Annotated in this window: 14 protein-coding genes; 8 read left to right on the forward strand and 6 right to left on the reverse strand. The window is 72.7% G+C overall.

The annotated features are described in order from the left end of the window. Positions 1–33 precede the first annotated feature (33 nt). A complete protein-coding gene (locus tag M1L60_RS39760) occupies positions 34–228 on the forward strand; it encodes a DUF488 domain-containing protein (RefSeq protein ID WP_253242759.1) in 195 nt (64 codons plus the stop codon). Here M1L60_RS39760 and M1L60_RS39765 read toward each other — a convergent pair. Beyond that, positions 204–659 (reverse strand): MarR family winged helix-turn-helix transcriptional regulator, encoded by a 456-nt coding sequence (locus M1L60_RS39765; protein WP_253242760.1) that lies wholly within the window; start codon positions 657–659, stop codon positions 204–206. The genes M1L60_RS39760 and M1L60_RS39765 overlap by 25 nt on opposite strands. A gap of 60 nt (positions 660–719) precedes the next feature. On the opposite strand from M1L60_RS39765, the gene M1L60_RS39770 reads away from it, so the two are divergent. Further along, the gene (locus tag M1L60_RS39770; protein ID WP_253242761.1) at positions 720–1004 is read left to right on the forward strand and encodes an antibiotic biosynthesis monooxygenase; all 285 of its coding nucleotides are present in this window, start codon (positions 720–722) and stop codon (positions 1002–1004) included. Continuing rightward, positions 1001–1969 (forward strand): NADPH:quinone reductase, encoded by a 969-nt coding sequence (locus tag M1L60_RS39775; RefSeq protein WP_253242762.1) that lies wholly within the window; start codon positions 1001–1003, stop codon positions 1967–1969. The genes M1L60_RS39770 and M1L60_RS39775 overlap by 4 nt, the downstream gene beginning before the upstream one ends. On the opposite strand, the gene M1L60_RS39780 is transcribed toward M1L60_RS39775, so the two are convergent. After that, the gene (locus tag M1L60_RS39780) at positions 1970–4630 is read right to left on the reverse strand and encodes a helix-turn-helix transcriptional regulator (RefSeq protein WP_253242763.1); all 2661 of its coding nucleotides are present in this window, start codon (positions 4628–4630) and stop codon (positions 1970–1972) included. A 105-nt stretch (positions 4631–4735) separates the two neighbouring features. On the opposite strand from M1L60_RS39780, the gene M1L60_RS39785 reads away from it, so the two are divergent. Genes M1L60_RS39785 through M1L60_RS39795 form a run of 3 tightly spaced genes read left to right on the forward strand, consistent with a single transcriptional unit; the run spans position 4736 to position 8054 of the window. After that, on the forward strand, positions 4736–5452 hold the full coding sequence (locus M1L60_RS39785; RefSeq protein WP_253242764.1) for a tetratricopeptide repeat protein: 717 nt from the start codon (positions 4736–4738) through the stop codon (positions 5450–5452). Then, positions 5449–6270: an alpha/beta fold hydrolase gene (locus tag M1L60_RS39790; protein ID WP_253242765.1), complete on the forward strand. Its 822-nt coding sequence runs from the start codon at positions 5449–5451 to the stop codon at positions 6268–6270. Before M1L60_RS39785 ends, M1L60_RS39790 begins: the two co-directional genes overlap by 4 nt. 23 nt (positions 6271–6293) lie before the next feature. Beyond that, positions 6294–8054 carry a hypothetical protein gene (locus M1L60_RS39795; protein ID WP_253242766.1) on the forward strand — a complete coding sequence of 587 codons (1761 nt, stop codon included), beginning with the start codon at positions 6294–6296 and terminating at the stop codon, positions 8052–8054. 37 nt (positions 8055–8091) lie between these two features. Here M1L60_RS39795 and M1L60_RS39800 read toward each other — a convergent pair whose 3' ends face one another. Further along, the gene (locus tag M1L60_RS39800; protein WP_253242767.1) at positions 8092–10638 is read right to left on the reverse strand and encodes an EAL domain-containing protein; all 2547 of its coding nucleotides are present in this window, start codon (positions 10636–10638) and stop codon (positions 8092–8094) included. Positions 10639–10856: 218 nt separating this feature from the next. On the opposite strand from M1L60_RS39800, the gene M1L60_RS39805 reads away from it, so the two are divergent. Continuing rightward, entirely contained in the window at positions 10857–12137 is a 1281-nt protein-coding gene (locus tag M1L60_RS39805; protein ID WP_253242768.1) for an HNH endonuclease signature motif containing protein, read from the forward strand. 81 nt (positions 12138–12218) lie between these two features. Here the strand turns inward: M1L60_RS39805 and M1L60_RS39810 are convergent, their stop codons facing one another. Beyond that, a complete protein-coding gene (locus M1L60_RS39810; RefSeq protein WP_253242769.1) occupies positions 12219–12533 on the reverse strand; it encodes a hypothetical protein in 315 nt (104 codons plus the stop codon). 10 nt (positions 12534–12543) lie between these two features. Further along, the gene (locus tag M1L60_RS39815; RefSeq protein ID WP_253242770.1) at positions 12544–15330 is read right to left on the reverse strand and encodes an FAD-binding and (Fe-S)-binding domain-containing protein; all 2787 of its coding nucleotides are present in this window, start codon (positions 15328–15330) and stop codon (positions 12544–12546) included. Positions 15331–15346: 16 nt separating this feature from the next. Here M1L60_RS39815 and M1L60_RS39820 point away from each other — a divergent pair, with 16 nt between their 5' ends. Continuing rightward, positions 15347–15994: a GntR family transcriptional regulator gene (locus tag M1L60_RS39820; RefSeq protein ID WP_253242771.1), complete on the forward strand. Its 648-nt coding sequence runs from the start codon at positions 15347–15349 to the stop codon at positions 15992–15994. On the opposite strand, the gene M1L60_RS39825 is transcribed toward M1L60_RS39820, so the two are convergent. Next, positions 15991–18309 (reverse strand): bifunctional glycosyltransferase/CDP-glycerol:glycerophosphate glycerophosphotransferase, encoded by a 2319-nt coding sequence (locus tag M1L60_RS39825; RefSeq protein WP_253242772.1) that lies wholly within the window; start codon positions 18307–18309, stop codon positions 15991–15993. The two genes, M1L60_RS39820 and M1L60_RS39825, sit on opposite strands and share 4 nt — an antisense overlap. Positions 18310–18324: the final 15 nt, after the last annotated feature.

Raw genomic sequence — 18324 nt, forward strand, 5'->3', positions numbered from 1 at the left:
CGTCGGGGCCAGGATGAGGGTAGGGGAGGGACTATGCGGGTAAGTTTCGGACGGGTGTACGACGTGCCGGTCGACCCCGGTTCACAGCGGGTGCTGGTCGACCGGTTGTGGCCGCGGGGCATGACCAAGGAGCGGGCCGCGCTCGACGAATGGTGCAAGAACGTGGCCCCGTCGCCCGAACACCGCGAGCAAGGACGTCACGATCAGCGAGGCCGCCGTACTGGCTGATCTTCTGAACCGGTGATCGCGCGCAACGTCCGCAGGAACGTGTCGTAGTCGTCGCGGCCGACGATTTTCGAGTATCGATTCTCGATTTCGGCCACGATCTGGTCGGACAGGCGCATGAGGGCCAGACCGCGCTCGGTCGGCATGATCAGCTTGGCGCGGCGGTCGGCCGGATCGGGGACCCGCTCGACGTACCCCAATTTCTGCAGTTCGTCGAGGATCGCCCCGATGGTCTGTTTGTTGCGGCCGGCCAGCCGGGTCAGGTCGTTCTGGCGCAGCCCGTCCTCGTCGAGGTGGGCCAGCACCGCGCCGTGCTGCGGGCGCAGGTCGCCGAAGCCGTGTTCCGCGCTGATCCGGAACAACTCGCCCTGCAGCCCGAACAGCAGCCGGGCGGCCAGCATGCCGAGGTCGGCCGGTCGTGCGCTGCGTCCCATGTAACTCCCGTCATAGTCCAAAGTCTGGACAGTCCATTAGTTGGACCATATTGTAGCGGCATGCCTACCGTCGAACTGACCCGCTTCCGGGTCGACCCCGCCCGCGAGGCGGATCTGCTGCGAGCGCGCCCCGCCATGCTCGCCGACTTCCGGGCCGACCGGGCCGGCTTCCTCGACGCCCACCTGGTGCGACTGCCCGACCACGAGTGGCTCGACTTCGTCCTCTGGGAGAGCCCGGAAGCGTTCGCCGCCTCCCGGGCCAAGGGCGCGAACCGCCCGGGCATCGCCGCCTTCTTCGCCGCCATCGCCGAACTCGTCAGCGCCGAGGAGGGGACGACCCGATGATGCGCGCCGCCTGGTACGACAAGCAGGGCCCGGCGGCCGAGGTGCTGCGCGTCGGCGAGTTGCCCGTCCCTTCGCCGGGTCCGGGCGAGCTTCGCGTACGCCTCCACGCCTCCGGCATCCATGTCGGTGACATCGGCAAACGTCAGGGCTGGTGGGGCTCGACCATGCCCTACCCCCGGGTCGTCCCGCACGGCGACGGCGCCGGCGTGGTCGACGCGGTCGGCCCGGGCGTCGACGCCGCCCGTGTCGGCGAGCGCGTCTGGGTCTACCTCGCCCAGTCCTACCGCCCGTTCGGCACGGCCGCCGAGTACACCGTCGTCCCCGCCGCCCACGCCGTGCCCCTGCCCGCCGAGGTCCCGTGGGCGCAGGCGGCCGGCCTCGGCATCCCGGGCATCACCGGTCACCGCGCGATCCTCGCCGACGGCCCGGTGACCGGGAAGCGGGTCCTGGTCACCGGCGCCCTGGGCGCGGTCGGCCGGGCCGCCATCGCCGTCGCCCGCCGTGGCGGCGCCACCGTCATCGCCACTGTCCGCCACCCGGACCAGGTCGAGGCGGCCCGGGCCACCGGCGCCCACCAGGTCGTCGACGTCTCCACCGAGGACCTCGGCCAGGCCGTCGGCGACCCCGTCGACCGCATCGCCGAACTCGCCTTCGACCGCAACGTCGACCTCGATGAGAAGCTTCTGGCGTACGGCGGAGTGATCGCCACCTATGCCACTGCCGAGGCCCAGCCCCGCGTCCCGTACTGGCCGCTGGCCTTCAAGAACATCACCGTCCGCTTCCTCAGCAACGACGACTTCCCCGAGGCCGCCAACGACCTGGCCGCCCGCGACCTGACCGCCGCGCTCACGGCGGGCGACCTGCGCTACCCGATCGCCGCCGAGCTGCCGCTGGACGAGATCGTCCGCGCCCACGAACTGGTCGAGAACCCGGCCACCGCCGGCCGCGTCGTCCTGACCCTGTGATCAGGCCGCGCCGGACGACACGAGGATCCGGGCCAGTTCAGCCCTCGACCGTACGTTGACCTTGGGATAGATCCGGTACAGGTGGGTGCTGACCGTGCGCGGGGAGAGGAACAGCCGCTCGCCGATCTCGCGGTTGCTCAGGCCGTCGGCGGCCAGCCGGGCGATCTGCTGCTCCTGCGGGGTCAGCGCGTCCAGGGCGTCCATCGGCCGGCGCCGGGTCTCGCCGGTGGCCCGCAGCTCGGCCCGGGCCCGGTCGGCCCACGGGGTGGCGCCGAGCGTGTCGAACGTGGTGGCGGCCTCGCGCAGCAGCGGCCGGCTCTCGGTGATCTTGTAGGCGCGGCGCAGGGCCGACCCGTACGTCAGTTGCAAGCGGGCCCGGTCGAACGGCCACGCGGTCAGGTCGTCGGCCAGCGCCTTCTCGTAGTCGCCGGTGAGCACGGCCCGGGCGTAGCCGTACCCGACCCGCAGGGCCGGCGACTGGCTGCGCTCGGCCACCGGTTCCATAGCGTCGGCCACCGGCCGCAGCTCCTCCAGCAGCCCGCCGAGCACCGCGGCCTCGGCCAGGTGTCCCAGCAGGTGCAGCTGCTGGTTCGGGAAGTACATCGTGTCGGCCGGGTCGAACACGCGCATGAACTGCCGGAACGCGTCCTCGGCGTGCCCCTCGGCCAGCGCCGCCAGTCCCCGCGCGCGCTGCACGAGGGCCAGCATCGGGAACCGCCGGGCCGCGCTCAGCGCCTGCTCGGCCGCGTCGGCCCGGCGCCGGGCCGAGTCGGTCTCACCGCGCAGCGCCTCGGCCTGGGCCGTGATCAGGTGGCCGCCCAGCACCCAGGTCCGCTGGCCGATCTCGGTCGCCAGCGCGATGCTCTCGGCGGCCAGCGGCAGGGCCGAGCGGGTGTCGCCGAGCGAGGCGTGGGCCGCGGCGGCCGCGCTGAGCGAGACCGACAGCGTGCCGATCCGGCCCTGCCGGCGCAGGTCGGCCACGCTGGACAGACCCAGGGCGGCGGCGACGTCGAACGCGCCGACGGCCCAGGCGGCCACGGTCAGGTCGGCCCGCCACGTCGGCGGGATGTCCGTGCGCAGCAACAACTGCCGCAGCCGCTCCACCGCCGCCGCACCGTGCTCGACCGGTGCGATCTGCCCGAGGATGCCGGTCAGCCGCGGGTCGTCCTCGTCCAGGCCGAGCGCGAGGGTGGCCTCGACGAGCTGGTCGCGGACGTGCGCGGGCGCGTTGCTGTAGTACACACCGAGCGCGACGTCGCACATGGCTTGAGTCGCGGCCTCGTGGTCGCCGCCCTCGTGCATCGTGCGGATCATCCCGGCGTAGCTCAGCAGCCGCTCCGGTCCGCTGCTGGCGCCGGGGAAGTAGTGGTCGCGCATGAAGACCACTCGCACCCGGTCGGCCGGGCGCAGATCCTGGTCGTCGATCTCGGCCAGGATCCGCCGCGCGGTGTCCGGGTCGCCCTGCTCGTGGGCCGCGTGCACGGCCCAGATCTGCCGCCGCGCCCGCGCCGCCGGATCCTCGCTGAGCTGGACGGCCCGGTTGGCCGCGGCCAGCGCGAAGGCGACCGTGTGCCGTTGCATGGCGTCGGCGGCGACCGCGGTCAGCTCCCGGGCCAGGGCTTCGTCGCGGCCGGGGACGGCCGACGCCCGGTGCCAGAGCCGCCGGGCCGGGCTGTCCGCCAGCACCGCGGCCAGCGCCTCGTGCACCCGGCGGCGGTCGCCCGGGGCCGCCTGCTGGCGCAGGGCCGAGCGCAGCAGGGGGTGCCGGAACCGCACCTCGTACTGCTCGTCGACGGTGACCAGCCGCGACGTCACCGCGGGCTGGATCGCCTCGGTGGGCACCTCGGCCCCGGTCAGGACGGCCCCGGCGGCCCGGATCTCGTCGAGGTTGCTGCCGTCGTTGAGCGCGGCGATCAGCAGCAGCTGCCGGGTCAGTGGCGGCAGTTCGGCGACCAGGCCGGCGAAGGTCCGCTCGACCCGGGTGCTCAGCGGCAGCGACGACGGCAGCAGGGCCGAGCTGCCGGAACGGGCCGCGGCCGAGCCGAGCTCGACCACGCCGAGCGGGTTGCCGGCCGCCTCGTCCAGCACCCGCGCCCGCAGGGGCGGGACCAGGCCGGGTGCGGTGCGGTCGAGCAGGGCGCCGGCGTCGGCGTCGGGCAGCGGTTCGAGCCGCAGTTCGGGCAGCCCGGCCGCGGCCAGCCGCAGGTCGATGTCCTCGCCGTCGCGCACGGCCATGACCAGGGCGATCCGGTCGGACCCGACGCGGCGGCCCAGGAACGTCAGCGTCTCCCAGGTCTCGGCGTCCAGCCAGTGCGCGTCCTCGACGGCCAGCAGCACCGCCTCGCCCGAATCGCCGAGCAGGCCGAGAACCTCGACGGCACGGCGGTACGGCGACTCGACCGCGGCCGCCACGGAGCGCACCGGACGGAGCAGTTGGTCCAGGCCGGCGTACGGGATCTCGCCCTCGGCCTGCACCCCGGTGACACTCAGCACGCGCAGGCCGCGTTCGCGCCCGGCCCGCACCGCGTGCTCGAGCAGAACGGTCTTGCCGATGCCGGCCTCGCCCCGCAGGACGACCGCCGCTCCCTGGCCGTCGACGGCCGCGCCGATCAGCGCGTCGAGGGCGCTGATCAGCTCGTCCCGCCCGATGATCTCGACCATGCCCCCATCCTGCTACGGCGTTCGGGATGATCATGCGGCAGGCAATGCATTCTGCCCGGACGGCCAGTAAACAAATCGTCAACCGGCCGGGGTTACGGTGATCCGATGAGCTTCAGCGACCGGGTGCGCTCGGCCTTCCGGCGGGGCGAGACCGACGCCGTGGTGGCCATGAGCGAGGCCGAGATCGAACGGGCCCGGGCCGCGGGCGACCCCGCGGGCGAGGTCGAGGCCCGCTACAGCCTGGCCCGGGTGGCCATCCGCGAGGGCGACCTGACCACCGGCGAGGCCCGGGCCTGGACGGCGCTGGAGGTGGCCGAGCGTTCCGGCGACCGGCGGCTCGAGGAACGGCCCCGGCACGTGCTGGCCGCGGTGGCCCGCATGTCGGGCGATCTGACCCGCGCCCGCGACCTCTACCGGGCCAGCATCGCTCTCAACGAGGAGCTCGGCCAGCCGGTCCAGGTCAACGCCGAATATCACAACCTGGCGTTCGTCGAGCTCAAGCTCGGTCACCTCGACGAGGCCCGCCGCCTGTTCGACGAGAGTCGCGAGCGAGTGTTCGGCCACGGGTGGAAAGACTTCGTCCCGTACGTGTGCCTGGCCGCGGCCGCGCTCGCGGCGGCCGAGAACGACTTCGCCCGGGCCGCCCGGCTGGCCGGCGTGACCTACATGGCGTTCGCCGAACTGGGCCAGGTGCCCGACCCCGACGACGCCGCCGACCTGGCCGCCGTGCGGGCTGCGGCCGCCGAGGCGCTGGGCCCGGCCGCCTTCGCCGCCGAGTACGCGCGAGGTCAGCTCTCCGAGCCCCGGGCCGCCCTCTCATGAGTTTCGTCTTCCGCGGCACCCGGCAGGCCTACCACGTGGCCGGCCGGGGGCCGGTGATGATCGCGCACTCCGGCGGCCCCGGCGTCGAGTACTCGTACCTGCGCTCGGAACGCCTCGAGCAGCACTTCACGATGGTGTATCTCGAACCCGTGGGTACGGGCGGATCGGGCCCGCTCCCGGCCGGAGCGACCTATGTGGACACGTACGTCGACTTCCTGCAGGCCACGGTCGAGCACCTCGGCGAGCAGCGGGTGCACGTACTGGGCCACTCGCACGGCGGGTTCGTGGCGCAGCGGTTCGCCCTGCGCTACCCCGAGCGGACGGCGGGACTGGCCCTCTACAGCACGTCGCCGACCACCGACGCCGAGTTCTGGGCGGCCGAGCAGGCCGCGGCCGAGGCGTACGTGCGACGGCACTCCGACATCCCCGAGGTGGCCGACGTGATGGCGGCGCTGAACGGCTTCGGCGCGGCGACCACCGCCGACGCCAAGTCGGCCGTGCTGCGGGCCGCGCTGCCGGTCTATTTCGCCGACTTCTGGGGCCGCCGGGCCGAGTTCGAGCCGCTGCGGCAGGCGATCCGCTCGTGGCTCACCGACTTCGACGACTCGACGATCGACTATCGACCCGATCTGCCCGGCATCACGGCCAGGACCGTGATCGTGACCGGCCGCCACGACTTCATCTGCGGCCCGGTCTGGGCCGAGATGCTGCACGCCGGCATCCCTGACTCCCGGCTCACGATCCTCGAGAACAGCGGCCATTTCGCCCAGATCGAGGAGCCGGACGCGTTCCTGGCGGCGGTGACTCAGCTCCTCTGAACCGGGCACGGTAGTTTGCCCAGGTGGGGACCGAGGACGAGCTGCGGCTGCTGCGCGCGTACGAGCCGGTCGCGCGGTTCACGCAGGGGGAGTACTTCTTCCCGGTGTCGGCCGAGCGGTACGTCGACCGGGCCGGGCTGTGGCGGCTGGAGGCCGGGGAGAGCCCGGTCGAGCAGGTCGCGCCGGGCGGGCTGACCCTGGACGGGCTGGCCGCGGCGGGCGGGGCCGGGCAGGGGCTCCAACTGTCGCTCTCGGGCATCGGCAACGGCCGCGGGCAGCTCGGGGCGGCTCACATCCCGCTGCGGGAAAGGCCCTCGCACCTGCGGCGGGCCAGCCGGCTGGCCTCGGTCGGGCTCACCGCACGGTTCATCGACACCGCCAACAAGGTCTCGCTGCTGTTCCGGGGGAGTGTGCCCGGTGGCAGCGCGGCCCGCTCGTGGCTGCTGCAGCGCGACCACCTCGAGCCGGACAAGCCCGTCTATTACGGCCGGGTGCTGCGGGACGACCCGTGGATCGTCTGCCAGTACTGGTACTTCTACAGCTTCAACAACTGGCGGTCGGCGTTCGGCGGGGTCAACGAGCACGAGGCCGACTGGGAGCAGGTGACCGTCTATCTCGACGGCACCGGCGGCACCGGGACCGACGGGTTGCCCGCGCCGCGCTGGGTGGTCTTCTCGGCCCACGACGAGACCGGGGACGACCTGCGACGGCGGTGGGACGACCCGGACCTGGCCCTGGTCGACGGGCGGCACCCGGTGGTCTACGTCGGGGCCGGCTCGCACTCGGGGGCCTACCTGCCGGGGGACTACCTGATCACCGTACGGCCGATGCGGTTGCGGGGTCTGGTCGGCGTGCTGCGCTGGTCGGGCCGGTTGTTCGCGCCGTGGGCGACCGAGGGGCAGCAGGGGGTCGGCATCCCGTACGTCGACTACGCCCGCGGCGACGGCCGGGCGGTCGGTCCGGGGCAGCCCGAGGGGTGGCACGCGGTCGCCATCGACGACGACACGCCGTGGGTGCGTGACTTCCGCGGCCTGTGGGGCCGTGACACCCGGGACCGGCTCGGTGGCGAACGGGGCCCGGCCGGTCCCCGCTACGAGCGCGACGGCACGGCCCGGCAGTCGTGGGCCGACCCGGTCGGGTGGGCCGGCCTGGCCAAGGTGGCCCCGAACCCCCGGGCCGAGCGGGCGCTGATCGAACGCCGGACGCGCGAGAACGACGACCGCCTGCAGGCGCTGGACGCCGAGATCGTCGCCCTGCGCCGCGAGTTGTCCCAGGCCGCGGCCGGTCTGCCGGTGGCCTCGCCCGAGGTACGGGCGCTGCAGCCGCAGGAACGCAAGCTGCTGGGCCTGCGGATGGAACGGACCCGGCTGGCCGACGAACAGGCTCGTACGGCCACGGCCGAGACCGTGGCCCAGCCCCCGCACGCCCACCTGATGCACCGGCGGCTGCCGATGGACCCGGCGGCCGGGTTCCGGGCCCGGGCCATGTCGTGGTGGGCCGTGCTCAGCACCCCGCTCATCCTGCTGGCGGTGGGCGCGGCGATCTCGCCGCTGGGCACCGGCGGCCTCGACATCGCGGCCATCTGGCTGCTGGGCCTGCTCTGCGTGGAGGGGCTGGTTCGCGGCAAGCTGCTGGCCGTGCTGCTGCGGCTGCTGCTGACCGCGGCGGTGCTGGCCCTGCTGTTCGTGCTGTGGTTCGAGGGCCGCTACGTGCTGGCCTTCGCCATGTTCGCCGCCGCGGCCGGGGTGCTGCTGGTCAACGTGCGCGAGGCCTGGCGCCGCTGACCGGCCTCACGTTCGCTCGGTGTCGTGGCTGCTGGCTTCATCGCCGCTCGGTGTCGTGGTGCTGGTCGAGGAGGGCCTCCAGGCGTTCGGCGGGCATCGGGCGGCCGAGTAGGTTGCCCTGGCCGAGGCGGCAGCCCGCGCTCTGGGCGGCGTCGAGGTCGGCGCCGTCCTCCAGCCCCTGGGCGACCACCTCGAGACCGAGGCGCTTGCCCAGAGTCACGGCCACGTCCATCACCGCGCCGGGCTGGCGGAAGGACAGGGCCGGGTCGAACACCTCACGGTCGATTTTGAGCTGGTCGATCGGGAGGATCCGCAAGCGGCTGAGGGTGGTCGGGCCGGTGCCGAAGTTGTCGACGGCGGCCCGCACCCCTTGCGCGCGCAACCGCCCCAGCGCCGCCGAGAGGTCCTCGACCGGCGGCTGATGGGCCTCATCGCGTACGTCGGAAAGGTGTTGCTCGGCGATCTCGAGCACCAGGGCCGAATGGGGCAGGTCGTGTTCCTCCAGGGCGGTCTGGAGCCCGGCCTGGAAAGCCGGGTCGACCAGTTCCCGCGGCCGGATGTTGACCGCCAGCCACAGCTCGCCGTGCTGCCGCCGCCAGCCCGCGAGCAGACGGCACGCCCGCCGGAGCACGCCGTTCCCGAGCTGGGTCAGCAACCCCAGGCCCTCGGCGAGGGTGAGCAGTTCCTCGACCGGCACCAGCCCCAGGGCCGGATGACGCCATTCCGGCACCGCCTCGACCCCGGCCGGGCGGCGGCTCGGCAGCTCGACGATCGGCTGGTAGCTCAGGTCGATCTCGCCCCGTTCGAGGGCGCCCGGCAGATCCTGCTCCAAGGTCGAGCGCCGCAGCAGCCGGGTCTCCATCTCGGTCTCGTACCATTCGATCGCACCCGGCGGGCCCGAGCGCACTGACCGCAGCGCCAGCGAGGCCCGGCGGATCACCTCGTCGGTGCCGTTCTCGGCGGTCAGGTCGGCCAGCCCGGCCCAGGCCGAGAGGTGGGCGACCGTACGGCCCGCCATGTACGGCGCCGACAGCGCGTTCACGAGCTGGGCGGCCATGAGCTGGGCCCGGATCGCGCCGCAGTGGGTCAGCACCGCGAACCGGGTCTCGGTCAGCCGGGCCGGCACGTCGGCGTCGCCGACCCGCGAGCGCAGCCGCCGGGCCGCCTCGACCAGCACCACCTCGGCCAGGTCGCGCCCGTGGACGTCGCCGACCGCGGTCAGCCCGCCCAGCTCGACCACGATCATCGCGGCCGCGTCCGGGATCAGGTCGGCCGCGCGCAGCAGCCCCTCCCAGTTGGCCAGGCCGGTCTGCGGGTCGAGGTGGGTGACCTGGCTCAGCGCCTGCTCGAGATCGTGCGTGTTGGTGACGTCGCGGATGTGCACGACCAGCGTGTAGCCGGGCTCGGCCGGGTCGGCGCCGGTCGTGGTCCACTCGGTCTCGCGCCACCGCCCGAAACCGTCGCGCAGCCGTACGGTCAGGGCCGTGGCCCGGGGCTGGGCCATCCGCTCGGTCAGGTAGGCGTGCACGGCCTCGACCTGCTCGGGATGCACGAGCATCGACACCGTGCGACCCAGCACCTCTTGATCGGACAGCCCGAACTGCCGCGCGGCCGCGGGTGACTGCCAGCGCACGGCCAAGTTGGCGTCCAGGATCATGGCCACCTCGGTCGAGCCGAACATCAGGCTGCGCAGCCGGTTGCCCTGGTCGGTCAGGTGCCCGGCCTGCCGCCGCAGCACGGTCGCCGACACCCACTCGCGGACGGCCACGGCCGTGAGCGCGACGGCGCCCAGCATGATCGAGAGGGAGTCGACCCGGCCGCCGCTGATCAGGTGATAGATGGTGGCCAGCGCGCCGCCGAGGATCAGCAGACCCAGCAGCGGGAAGCTCGCGGACGACTCGCTGCCGGGTGGCGGCACCGGACGGGTTTCGGGGGCCAGCCGCACCGAGCCGTACCAGAGCCCGCCCGCGGCCACGATGATCGCGCCCGCCGCGGCCAGCCCGGCGATGACCGCGTTGGCCTGACCTGGGAAGTCGCGCGCGATGACCAGCGCGGTGAGCCCGGTCAACGAGAACGCGGCCGCGGTGCCGCACCACTGCAGGGCAGCCCGGTGGCGCAGGGCGTGCACGCCGGTGACCGCGGCCACGGCGATGGCGCCGCCGCCGAAGACCAGCGCGGTGATCGACGCGCCCCGCCGCTCACCGAAGGCGAAGAGCAGCAGCCAGCCGACGTACATGATGCTGGCCCAGACGCCCAGGGTGTCGAGCCCGACCCGCAGCCGGGCCAGCGCGTCGCGGCGCTGCGGCGGGCGCAGCAGGGCCGGCAGATAGAGGATCGCCGCCAGGAACACGCAGACCAGCGGGATCTCGGCGGCGAGGGGAACGCCGTCGACCGTCGCTTCCGGCCAGAAGAGCGCGGCCAGGCCACTGCCGATCCCGGCCAGCGCGGTGATCGCGACGCCACCGGCCAGCGTCAGGGCACGACGGCTCGGCCCGGCCGCCTGTCCTTGCCGGACGGCCCGCGCCATGAGCACGGCGAATACGCCGGAGCAGCCGGCCAGCAGACCGGCGACCACACCTTCCATCACAGACGTCCAGATCGTTCCGAGGGGTGCCTGTTAAACGAGCGACCCGCGACCCGGTTACGGGCGCAGCGCCACCGAATGCCGGAGACAGTCTCTCGTGTACGCGGCCTCCTTTCCGCACCGGCTCCGAACCCCGCCGGCTTTCAAATAGTGAATGTGGATCTCCGGAGATGCTCGGGGCGCCCGAAACTGTCGTACGGCTGTTCGAAGATGGTCCCGTGCTGGTCGAGATGGAGCAGTTGAACGAGGAAGCGGCGAAGCTTGCCGCCGCTCCGCTGTGGCCGCTGACCGATGACGAACTGACTGGCCTCCTGCGGACCACGCACCACCTGCAGCAGGTTGTCACCACCCTGCAGGCCCGCCTGATCCGGCAGGCTGACACCCGCGCCCTGCCCGCGGCCGGCGGTCATCGCACTCTGACGGGCTGGCTGCGCACCGTGGTACGCCTCGACCCGCAACCGGCTCGCGAGCTCACCGATCTGGCGGCCGCGCTGGCCCACCAGCCCAGCTTGGAACAGGCGGTCCTCGACGGCCACCTCGACCTGCGCCAGGCCGCCGTGATCGCCGAAACACTGCGGGGCCTCCCGGCCGACCTCGCCGAGTTCGACGACGTCACCCCGGCCGAGGCCGGCGACATCGCCGAGCAGGCCCGTGCCACGATGACCGAGATGGCCGCCCAGCTGCCCGCCTTCCAACTGCGCCGGGTCGGTGAGCGCATCCTGGCGCACGTGGCCCCGCACCTGGCCGAGCAGTTCGAGCAAGCGGCGCTGGCCCGCCAGGAGGCCCGGGCCCGGGCCAAGCGGGGCGTCACCCTGTCGCTCCCGGTCGACGGGCTGGTGCGTCTGTCCGGCGTGCTGGGCGCCGAGGACGCCGCCACCGTCCAGGCCGCCCTGCACCCGTTGTGCGCGCCCACTCCCGGCGACGATCGAACCAAAGCGCAACGCCGCGCCGATGCCCTGGTCGACGTCTGCCGCCTGGCGCTGCGCACCGCCGACCTGCCCGAGGACGGCGGCGAGCCACCCCAGCTGGCGGTCACCGTCGCCTTCGACCCGCTGACCCGCGCCCTGGGCGCCGCGACCACCGACACCGGCAACCGGCTGTCGCCCGAAACCGCCCGGCGCCTCGCCTGCGACGCCCGGATCCTGCCTGTCGTGCTCGGCGGCGCCGGCCAGATCCTCGACGCCGGCCGCACCCGCCGCCTGGCCGGCGGCACCCTGCGCCGCGCCCTGCACGTGCGCGACGGGGGCTGCGTCTTTCCGCACTGTGACCGGCCCCCGCGCTGGACCGACGCCCACCACATCGTCTCGTGGCTCGACGGCGGCCCCACGGCCCTCGACAACCTGGCGCTGCTCTGCCGCGAGCATCACCGCCTGGTTCATCACCCGACCGCAGGCTGGCAGATCCGTCTCGGCCCTGACCGGAAGCCCGAGTTCATCCCGCCTCCGGCAGTCGACGCCACCCGGCGACCGCGCCGCAACGTCTACCACCGCCGCGAATAGCTGACCTCCGTTTGCACCACGCCCGCGGACGTGTCCGACGTCCGCTGCACCCGCCGGCTCAGCGGCCCGCGGCCTAGTTTCTCAGCTGTTGCTCTGCTCGGGCGGCTGGCGCCGTGGCCGGTAGAGCACGTAGGCGATCCCCACGAGCGTGAGGGCCCCGAAAGTCGCGATCAGGACCAGAACGGTGGAGTGCCGCCAGTCGTCGGGGACCAGTTGACCCAGGGCCAGGAAAGCCAGAGCCGCACCGCTGCACAACGGATACATCCCGGCTTCCCGGACCGAGCGGAACACCGCCCGGGACCGGGCCGGGACGCGGCCGGTCGTCAGGACGACCAGACCGTAGACGGCAAGGCCGATGCCGATGAGCAGTAGTGCGATGCCCAGCCAGAGCTCCATGGCGGGGCTCTTACCCCGCGGCTCGCTCCGGTATGCCGGACCGGTCCAGCAACTGTGCAAGGTGGACGGAGGGCCGGTCCCGCAGGTCGGCCACCTGGGTGCGGCACGAGAAGCCGTCGGCCAGTACGACCGCATCGGGGGCCTTGTCGAGGGCGGGTAGCAGGTTCTGTTCGGCCACGGCCACCGAGACCTCGTAGTGGCCGATCTCGACGCCGAAGTTGCCGGCCAGCCCGCAGCAACCGGCCAGCCGTTTCACGTCGGCGCCGGTGGACTTGAGCAGGTCGGCGTCGGCCTTCCAGCCCAGTACGGCATGGTGGTGGCAGTGCGGCTGGGCCACCACCGACACGTCGGACAGGTCGGGTGGCGTCCAGCCCGGCGTCTCGGCCAGCAGCTCGGCCAGTGTTTTGACCGACGAGCTGACCACGGTCGCGTCCGGGTTGTCGGGGAGCAGCTCGTGCACGTCGGAGCGGAGCACGGCTGTGCACGAGGGCTCGATGCCGACGATCGGGATGCCGTCGCGGGCTTCCGGCGCCAGCGCGGCGACCGTACGGGAAAGGATCTTCTTGGCCGAGTCGAGCTGGCCGGTGGTGATCCAGGTCAGCCCGCAGCACACCGAGCCGGACGGGAGCCTCGGCTCGTAGCCGGCCGCGCGCAGCACCCGTACGGTCGCCTCGGCCACCTCGGGTGAGAACGCGTCCGAGAACGAGTCGGCGAACAGGATCACCGGCTTCCTGGCCGAGGTCGCGGCCTTGAACGTACGCCGGAACGGGCGCTTCGCGAAGGCCGGGACCGACCGTCGCTTGTCGACACCGGCCAGCCACAGCGCCAGCCGCCGGACGCCGGGCAGGCGGGTGCCCAGGTTGGCCAGCCCCGGCGTCCACCCGGCGAGACGGGCCCAGAACGGCATTTTGCCCAGCGTGTAGTGCGAGCGCGGCCGCACCTTGCCCCGATAGGTCTGGTGCAGCACCTCGGACTTGTAGGTGGCCATGTCGATGCCGGTCGGGCAGTCCGACGCGCAGCCCTTGCACGACAGGCACAGGTCGAGCGAATCGTGCACCGACGGATCGGACCACGACAGCTCGCCCCGGACGACCTCTTGCAGCACTCGGGCCCGGCCGCGGGTCGAGTCCTTCTCCTCCCGCGTGGCCAGGTACGACGGGCACATGACGCCATGTGCGGCCGAGTTGTCGGCCCGGCACTTGCCGACCCCTGTGCAGCGGTGCACGGCCTGGGCCAGGTCGCCGCCGTCGTGCGGATAGGCCAGCGCGAGCTGCTTGACCGGGAAGTGCCCGGCCGGCCGCACAACGGCGTCGACCGGGTCGGGGTCGACCAGCACGCCCGGGTTGAGCAGGTTGCCGGGGTCGAACGCGTGCTTGATCCCGGCGAACAGCGCGATCGCGTCGGGGGAGTACATGTGCGGCAGCAGCTCGGAGCGGGCCCGGCCGTCGCCGTGCTCACCCGACAGCGACCCGCCGAACTCGCCGACCAGCTTGGCCGCGTCGACCAGGAACTCCCGCATCACCTTGGCGCCGCCGGGCTGGTCGAGCGGGAAGTCCAGGCGCACGTGCATGCAGCCGTCCCCGAAGTGCCCGAACGGGGCCGAGGTCATCCCGTACGTGGCCACGAGCTCGTCGAAGCGGGCCAGGTAGGCGCCGAGCTTCTCCGGCGGCACCGCCGCGTCCTCCCACCCCGGCCAGGCCGGCCGGTCCGAAGGCGCGCGGCCGGCCAGCCCCGCCCCGTCCTCGCGAATGCGCCACAGCCGGGCCTGCGTGGCCGGATCGGTCACGACCAGCGCGTCGCCGGCGATGCCGTCCTCGGCCAGCTTGCGCGCCCGCGCCTCGACCTCGCCCAGCTCGTCCCCGGCCAGCTCGACGAACAGCCAGGCGCCCCCGCGGGGCAGCGGCGGCACGGCGTCGGCCCCGCGCCGCGCCCGCAGCACGTCCAGCAGCCGGGAGTCGAGCCCCTCGCACGACGTCGGCCCGTGCGCGACGACCGCGGGGGAGGCCGCGCCGGCGGCCACGATGTCACGGAACCCGAGCACCACGACCACCCGCACCGGCGAGTCGACGACCAGCTTCACCGTGGCCTTGGTGATCACGGCCAGGGTGCCTTCCGAGCCGACCATCGCCTGTGTGAGGTCGAAGCGTTCGGGCAACAGATGCTGCACCGCGTAGCCGGAGACCTGCCGCCCGAACCGGTCGAACTCGGTGCGCGCCGTGGCCAGGTGCTTGGCGATGACATTTTTGATGCCTTCCACGACCGGGCCCTGCGGCGCGGTTGTGCTCAAGAAAGACCCATCGGCGGTCAGCAGCTCGAGCCCGGCCACGTTGTCGGAGGTCCGCCCGTACGCCAATGACCTCGACCCGCAGGCGTTGTTCCCGATCATGCCGCCGATGGTGCAGCGCGGGTGGGTCGACGGGTCGGGCCCGAACCGCACCCCGTGCGGGGTGACCGCCTTCTGCAGCACGGCGTGCACCGTGCCCGGCTCGACCACCGCCGTGCGCGCCGCCGGGTCGACCTCGAGCACCCGGTTGAGGTGGCGCGAGAAGTCGAGCACGATGCCCCGCCCGACCGCGTTGCCCGCGACCGAGGTGCCCGCCCCCCGCGACGTGAACGGAGTGCCCGTCTCGCGCGCGACCGCCAGCGCCGCCGCGACATCATCCACGTTCCGCGGCCGCACCACAGCCAGCGGCGGAATCCGATAGAGCGAGGCGTCGGACGCGTACATGCCCCTCGTGCCCGCGTCGGCCCGAACCTCGAGCCCCGCCTTCTGCAGTGCCGCCACCACGTCGCTCATGCGTAACATGTTACTCATGCCGTCGCTGAAGCTGCCGCCGGAGGCCCCGTCCCTGGCCGATGCCGTCGCCCTGGCCGTCCGCGAGGGGATCGCCGCCGGGGAGCTCGTGCCCGACACCACGTACTCGGTCTATCAGCTGGCCGAGCTGCTCGGAGTGTCGCGCAGCCCGGTCCGCGAGGGGATGCTGCGCCTGGCCGAGGCCGGGCTGGTCGAGATCCACCGCAACCGGGGCTTCCAGGTGCTGCCGCCGCGGGCCCACGACGTCGAGGAGATCGTCGAGATCCGGCTCGCGCTGGAACCGGCGGCGGCGCGCAAGGCGGCCCTGTACGGCACCGATGAGCAGCACGCCGCGATCCGGGCCGCGCTCGACGCCATGGCCGTGGCCGACGAGGCTGCCTTCTGGCGAGCCGACCGGGCGCTGCACGACCTGCTGTTGCGGGCCGCCGGCAACACCCGGGCAGCGGCCATCGTGGCCCAGCTGCGCTCGACGACGGCGCTGCTCGGGCCGCCCACCACGGCCAGCGGGCGCACGCTGGCCGAGATCCACGCCGAGCACGAGCCGGTCGTCACCGCCGTGCTCGCCCGCGACGGCGCCGCCGCCGAGGCCGCCATGCGGACCCACCTCGAAGCGACGGGCCGCCTGCTCGTGGCGAACCTGCGTTAGCGGCCGACGACGGCGCTCGGCTCCTCGGAGATGTCGGTGTCGTCGTCGGTGGTGGCCTCGGACGTCGACAGGTCGCGGGGCTGGGATTCGTCGAGGACGCTGCGCATCTCTTGCAGCTGCTCGGTGTGCACGACCGGCACGGCGCCCGCGCCGGGCAGGGGCTGGGCTGCCTCGTTGAGGAACACGCGGCGCACGACCCGTTCCGAGGCACGGCCGTCGTCGAGGTAGCAGAAGCGGTCACGGAACACCTTGCGGGTGGCCGCGGCCGTCTCGCCGAAGACCTCGCCCGAGATGAACAGGTCGACCAGTTCCGACTCGTTGCGGGCCGTGACGCCCGGGCCCTCGGTGAACACGTCCAGATAGGCGCCGCGGTTGGCCTTGTACTTGTTCCAGTCGGCCGCGTAGATGGCCTGCGGGCGGTCGAGCACCGCATAGTCGAACATGACCGACGAATAGTCGGTGATCATGGCGTCGGCGGCCAGGTAGATGTCCTCGACGGTCGGGTAGTCGCCCAGGTCGATGACCCGCGGGTGGGTGCCGGCCACGTGCGAGCGGTCGAAGTGGTGCACGCGCACCAGCAGCACCGTCTCGGGCGGCATCCGGTCGGCGAAACGCTCGACGTTGAGCAGCGCGTCGCTGCCGAACTCGTAGTCGCGGTACGTCGGCAGGTAGGCGATGGCGGTCTGGCCGGGCTTGAGGCCGAGCCGCTCACGGGCCGCTCGCACGTCGGCCGCGGTGGCGTTGGCCAGCTCGTCGTTACGCGGGTAGCCGACCTCGAGCGTCTCGTAGTCGCACGGGTACGCCCGCTCCCAGATCTCGCTCGTGTACGCGTTCGGGCTGATGTTGAACGTCCACCGGTCGCACCGCTTGAGCAGCCAGTTCATGTTCATGCCGGACAGGCCGGCCGGGAACTTGAGCTGGTCGACGCCCATCGCCTTGACCGGCGTGCCGTGGTTGGTCGACAGGTGCACGGCGCCGCGGCGCTTCACGACCCAGCCCGGGTAGTTCACGTTGGAGATCAGGTATTTGGCCCGGGCCAGCGCCTTGTAGTGCTCGGCGGTGCCGATGGTCACGGTCTCGATGCCGGCCGGGACGGAATCCTCCTGGCCCGGCTTGATCTCCCACACCCCGCGGACGCCGGGGGCCAGTTCAGCCGCCTTCTCGTACACGGCCTTGGGGTTGCAGGCGTAGCCCTTGCCCCAGTAGGCGGAGTAGACCGCGAGGTGCTGGTCGATCGGCCGGCGCAGCTGCTGGCGGTAGTAGCGCATGCGGAGGCGGCTGCGCAGCCGGACCTTCTTCTGCAGCTTGTCCTTGCGGAACTTGACCGAGTTGACCACCCGCAGGCCGAGCCGGGTGAGCCGGTAGCGCGCCCACGACCCGCGGGCGACCAGCCGCTGCCGGCTGCCCTCCTGCCCCTCCGGGAACTCGTAGCCGCCGCTGGGCACGTGCCGCTGGTACGCCTGGGCCAGCGCCTGGAAGAACTCGCGACGGTCGCCCATGGCCACCCGCTCGCGGTTCTCGAGCACGAGCAGGCACTGGTAGAGCATCCGCCCGAAGACCAGCGCGCGGAACGGCGCGGCCCGGGCGCCGATCTTGTCGAGCCGCTGGAAGAGCAGGTCGTACTGCTCGAAGACCTCGAAGTGGCGACGGCCGGGGGTGGAGGTGATCGCCCCGCGCCGGCGCTGGCGGTAGTAGATGCAGACGCGCTCGAGCACGGTGATCCGGTCGGCCACCATGAGGACCGGATAGCCCACCGGCACGTCCTCGTACAGCCCGGTCGGGTAGGTGATCTCGTTCTTGACCAGGAAGTCCCGCTTGAAGATCTTGTTCCAGGCGACGTGGAACACCTTGATCATGTCGGGGTACTCGGCCAGCGTCCAGACCCGCGGCAGCTCCGAGGCCCGGACCAGGTTGGAGAGCTTGCTGCGCCGGCTCTTGTTGTTCCACCACACCTTGGCGAAGTCGACCACGAGCACGTCCGGGTCGGCCGTGATCAGGCGGTCGGCCACCGCGGCCAGGGCGCCCGGGGCGATCCAGTCGTCGCTGTCGATGAACCAGACGAACTCGCCCGTCACGTGCTTCATGCCGGCGTTGCGGGCCTCGCCCAGTCCCACGTTCTCGGCCAGGTGCACGACCTTGACCCGGTTGTCGCGCGCCGCGTACTCGTCCAGGATCGCGCCGCAGTGGTCCGGTGAGCAGTCGTCCACGGCGATCACCTCGACGTCGGTGAACGTCTGCTCGAGGATCGAATCGAGGCATTCCCGCAGGTACGCCTGGACCCGATAGACCGGGAGAACAACACTCAAGAGGGGCATCTGGTGAACCTTCGA

Source organism: Paractinoplanes aksuensis (assembly GCF_024137025.1).
In the GTDB taxonomy this organism is placed as follows: Bacteria; Actinomycetota; Actinomycetes; order Mycobacteriales; family Micromonosporaceae; genus Actinoplanes; species Actinoplanes aksuensis.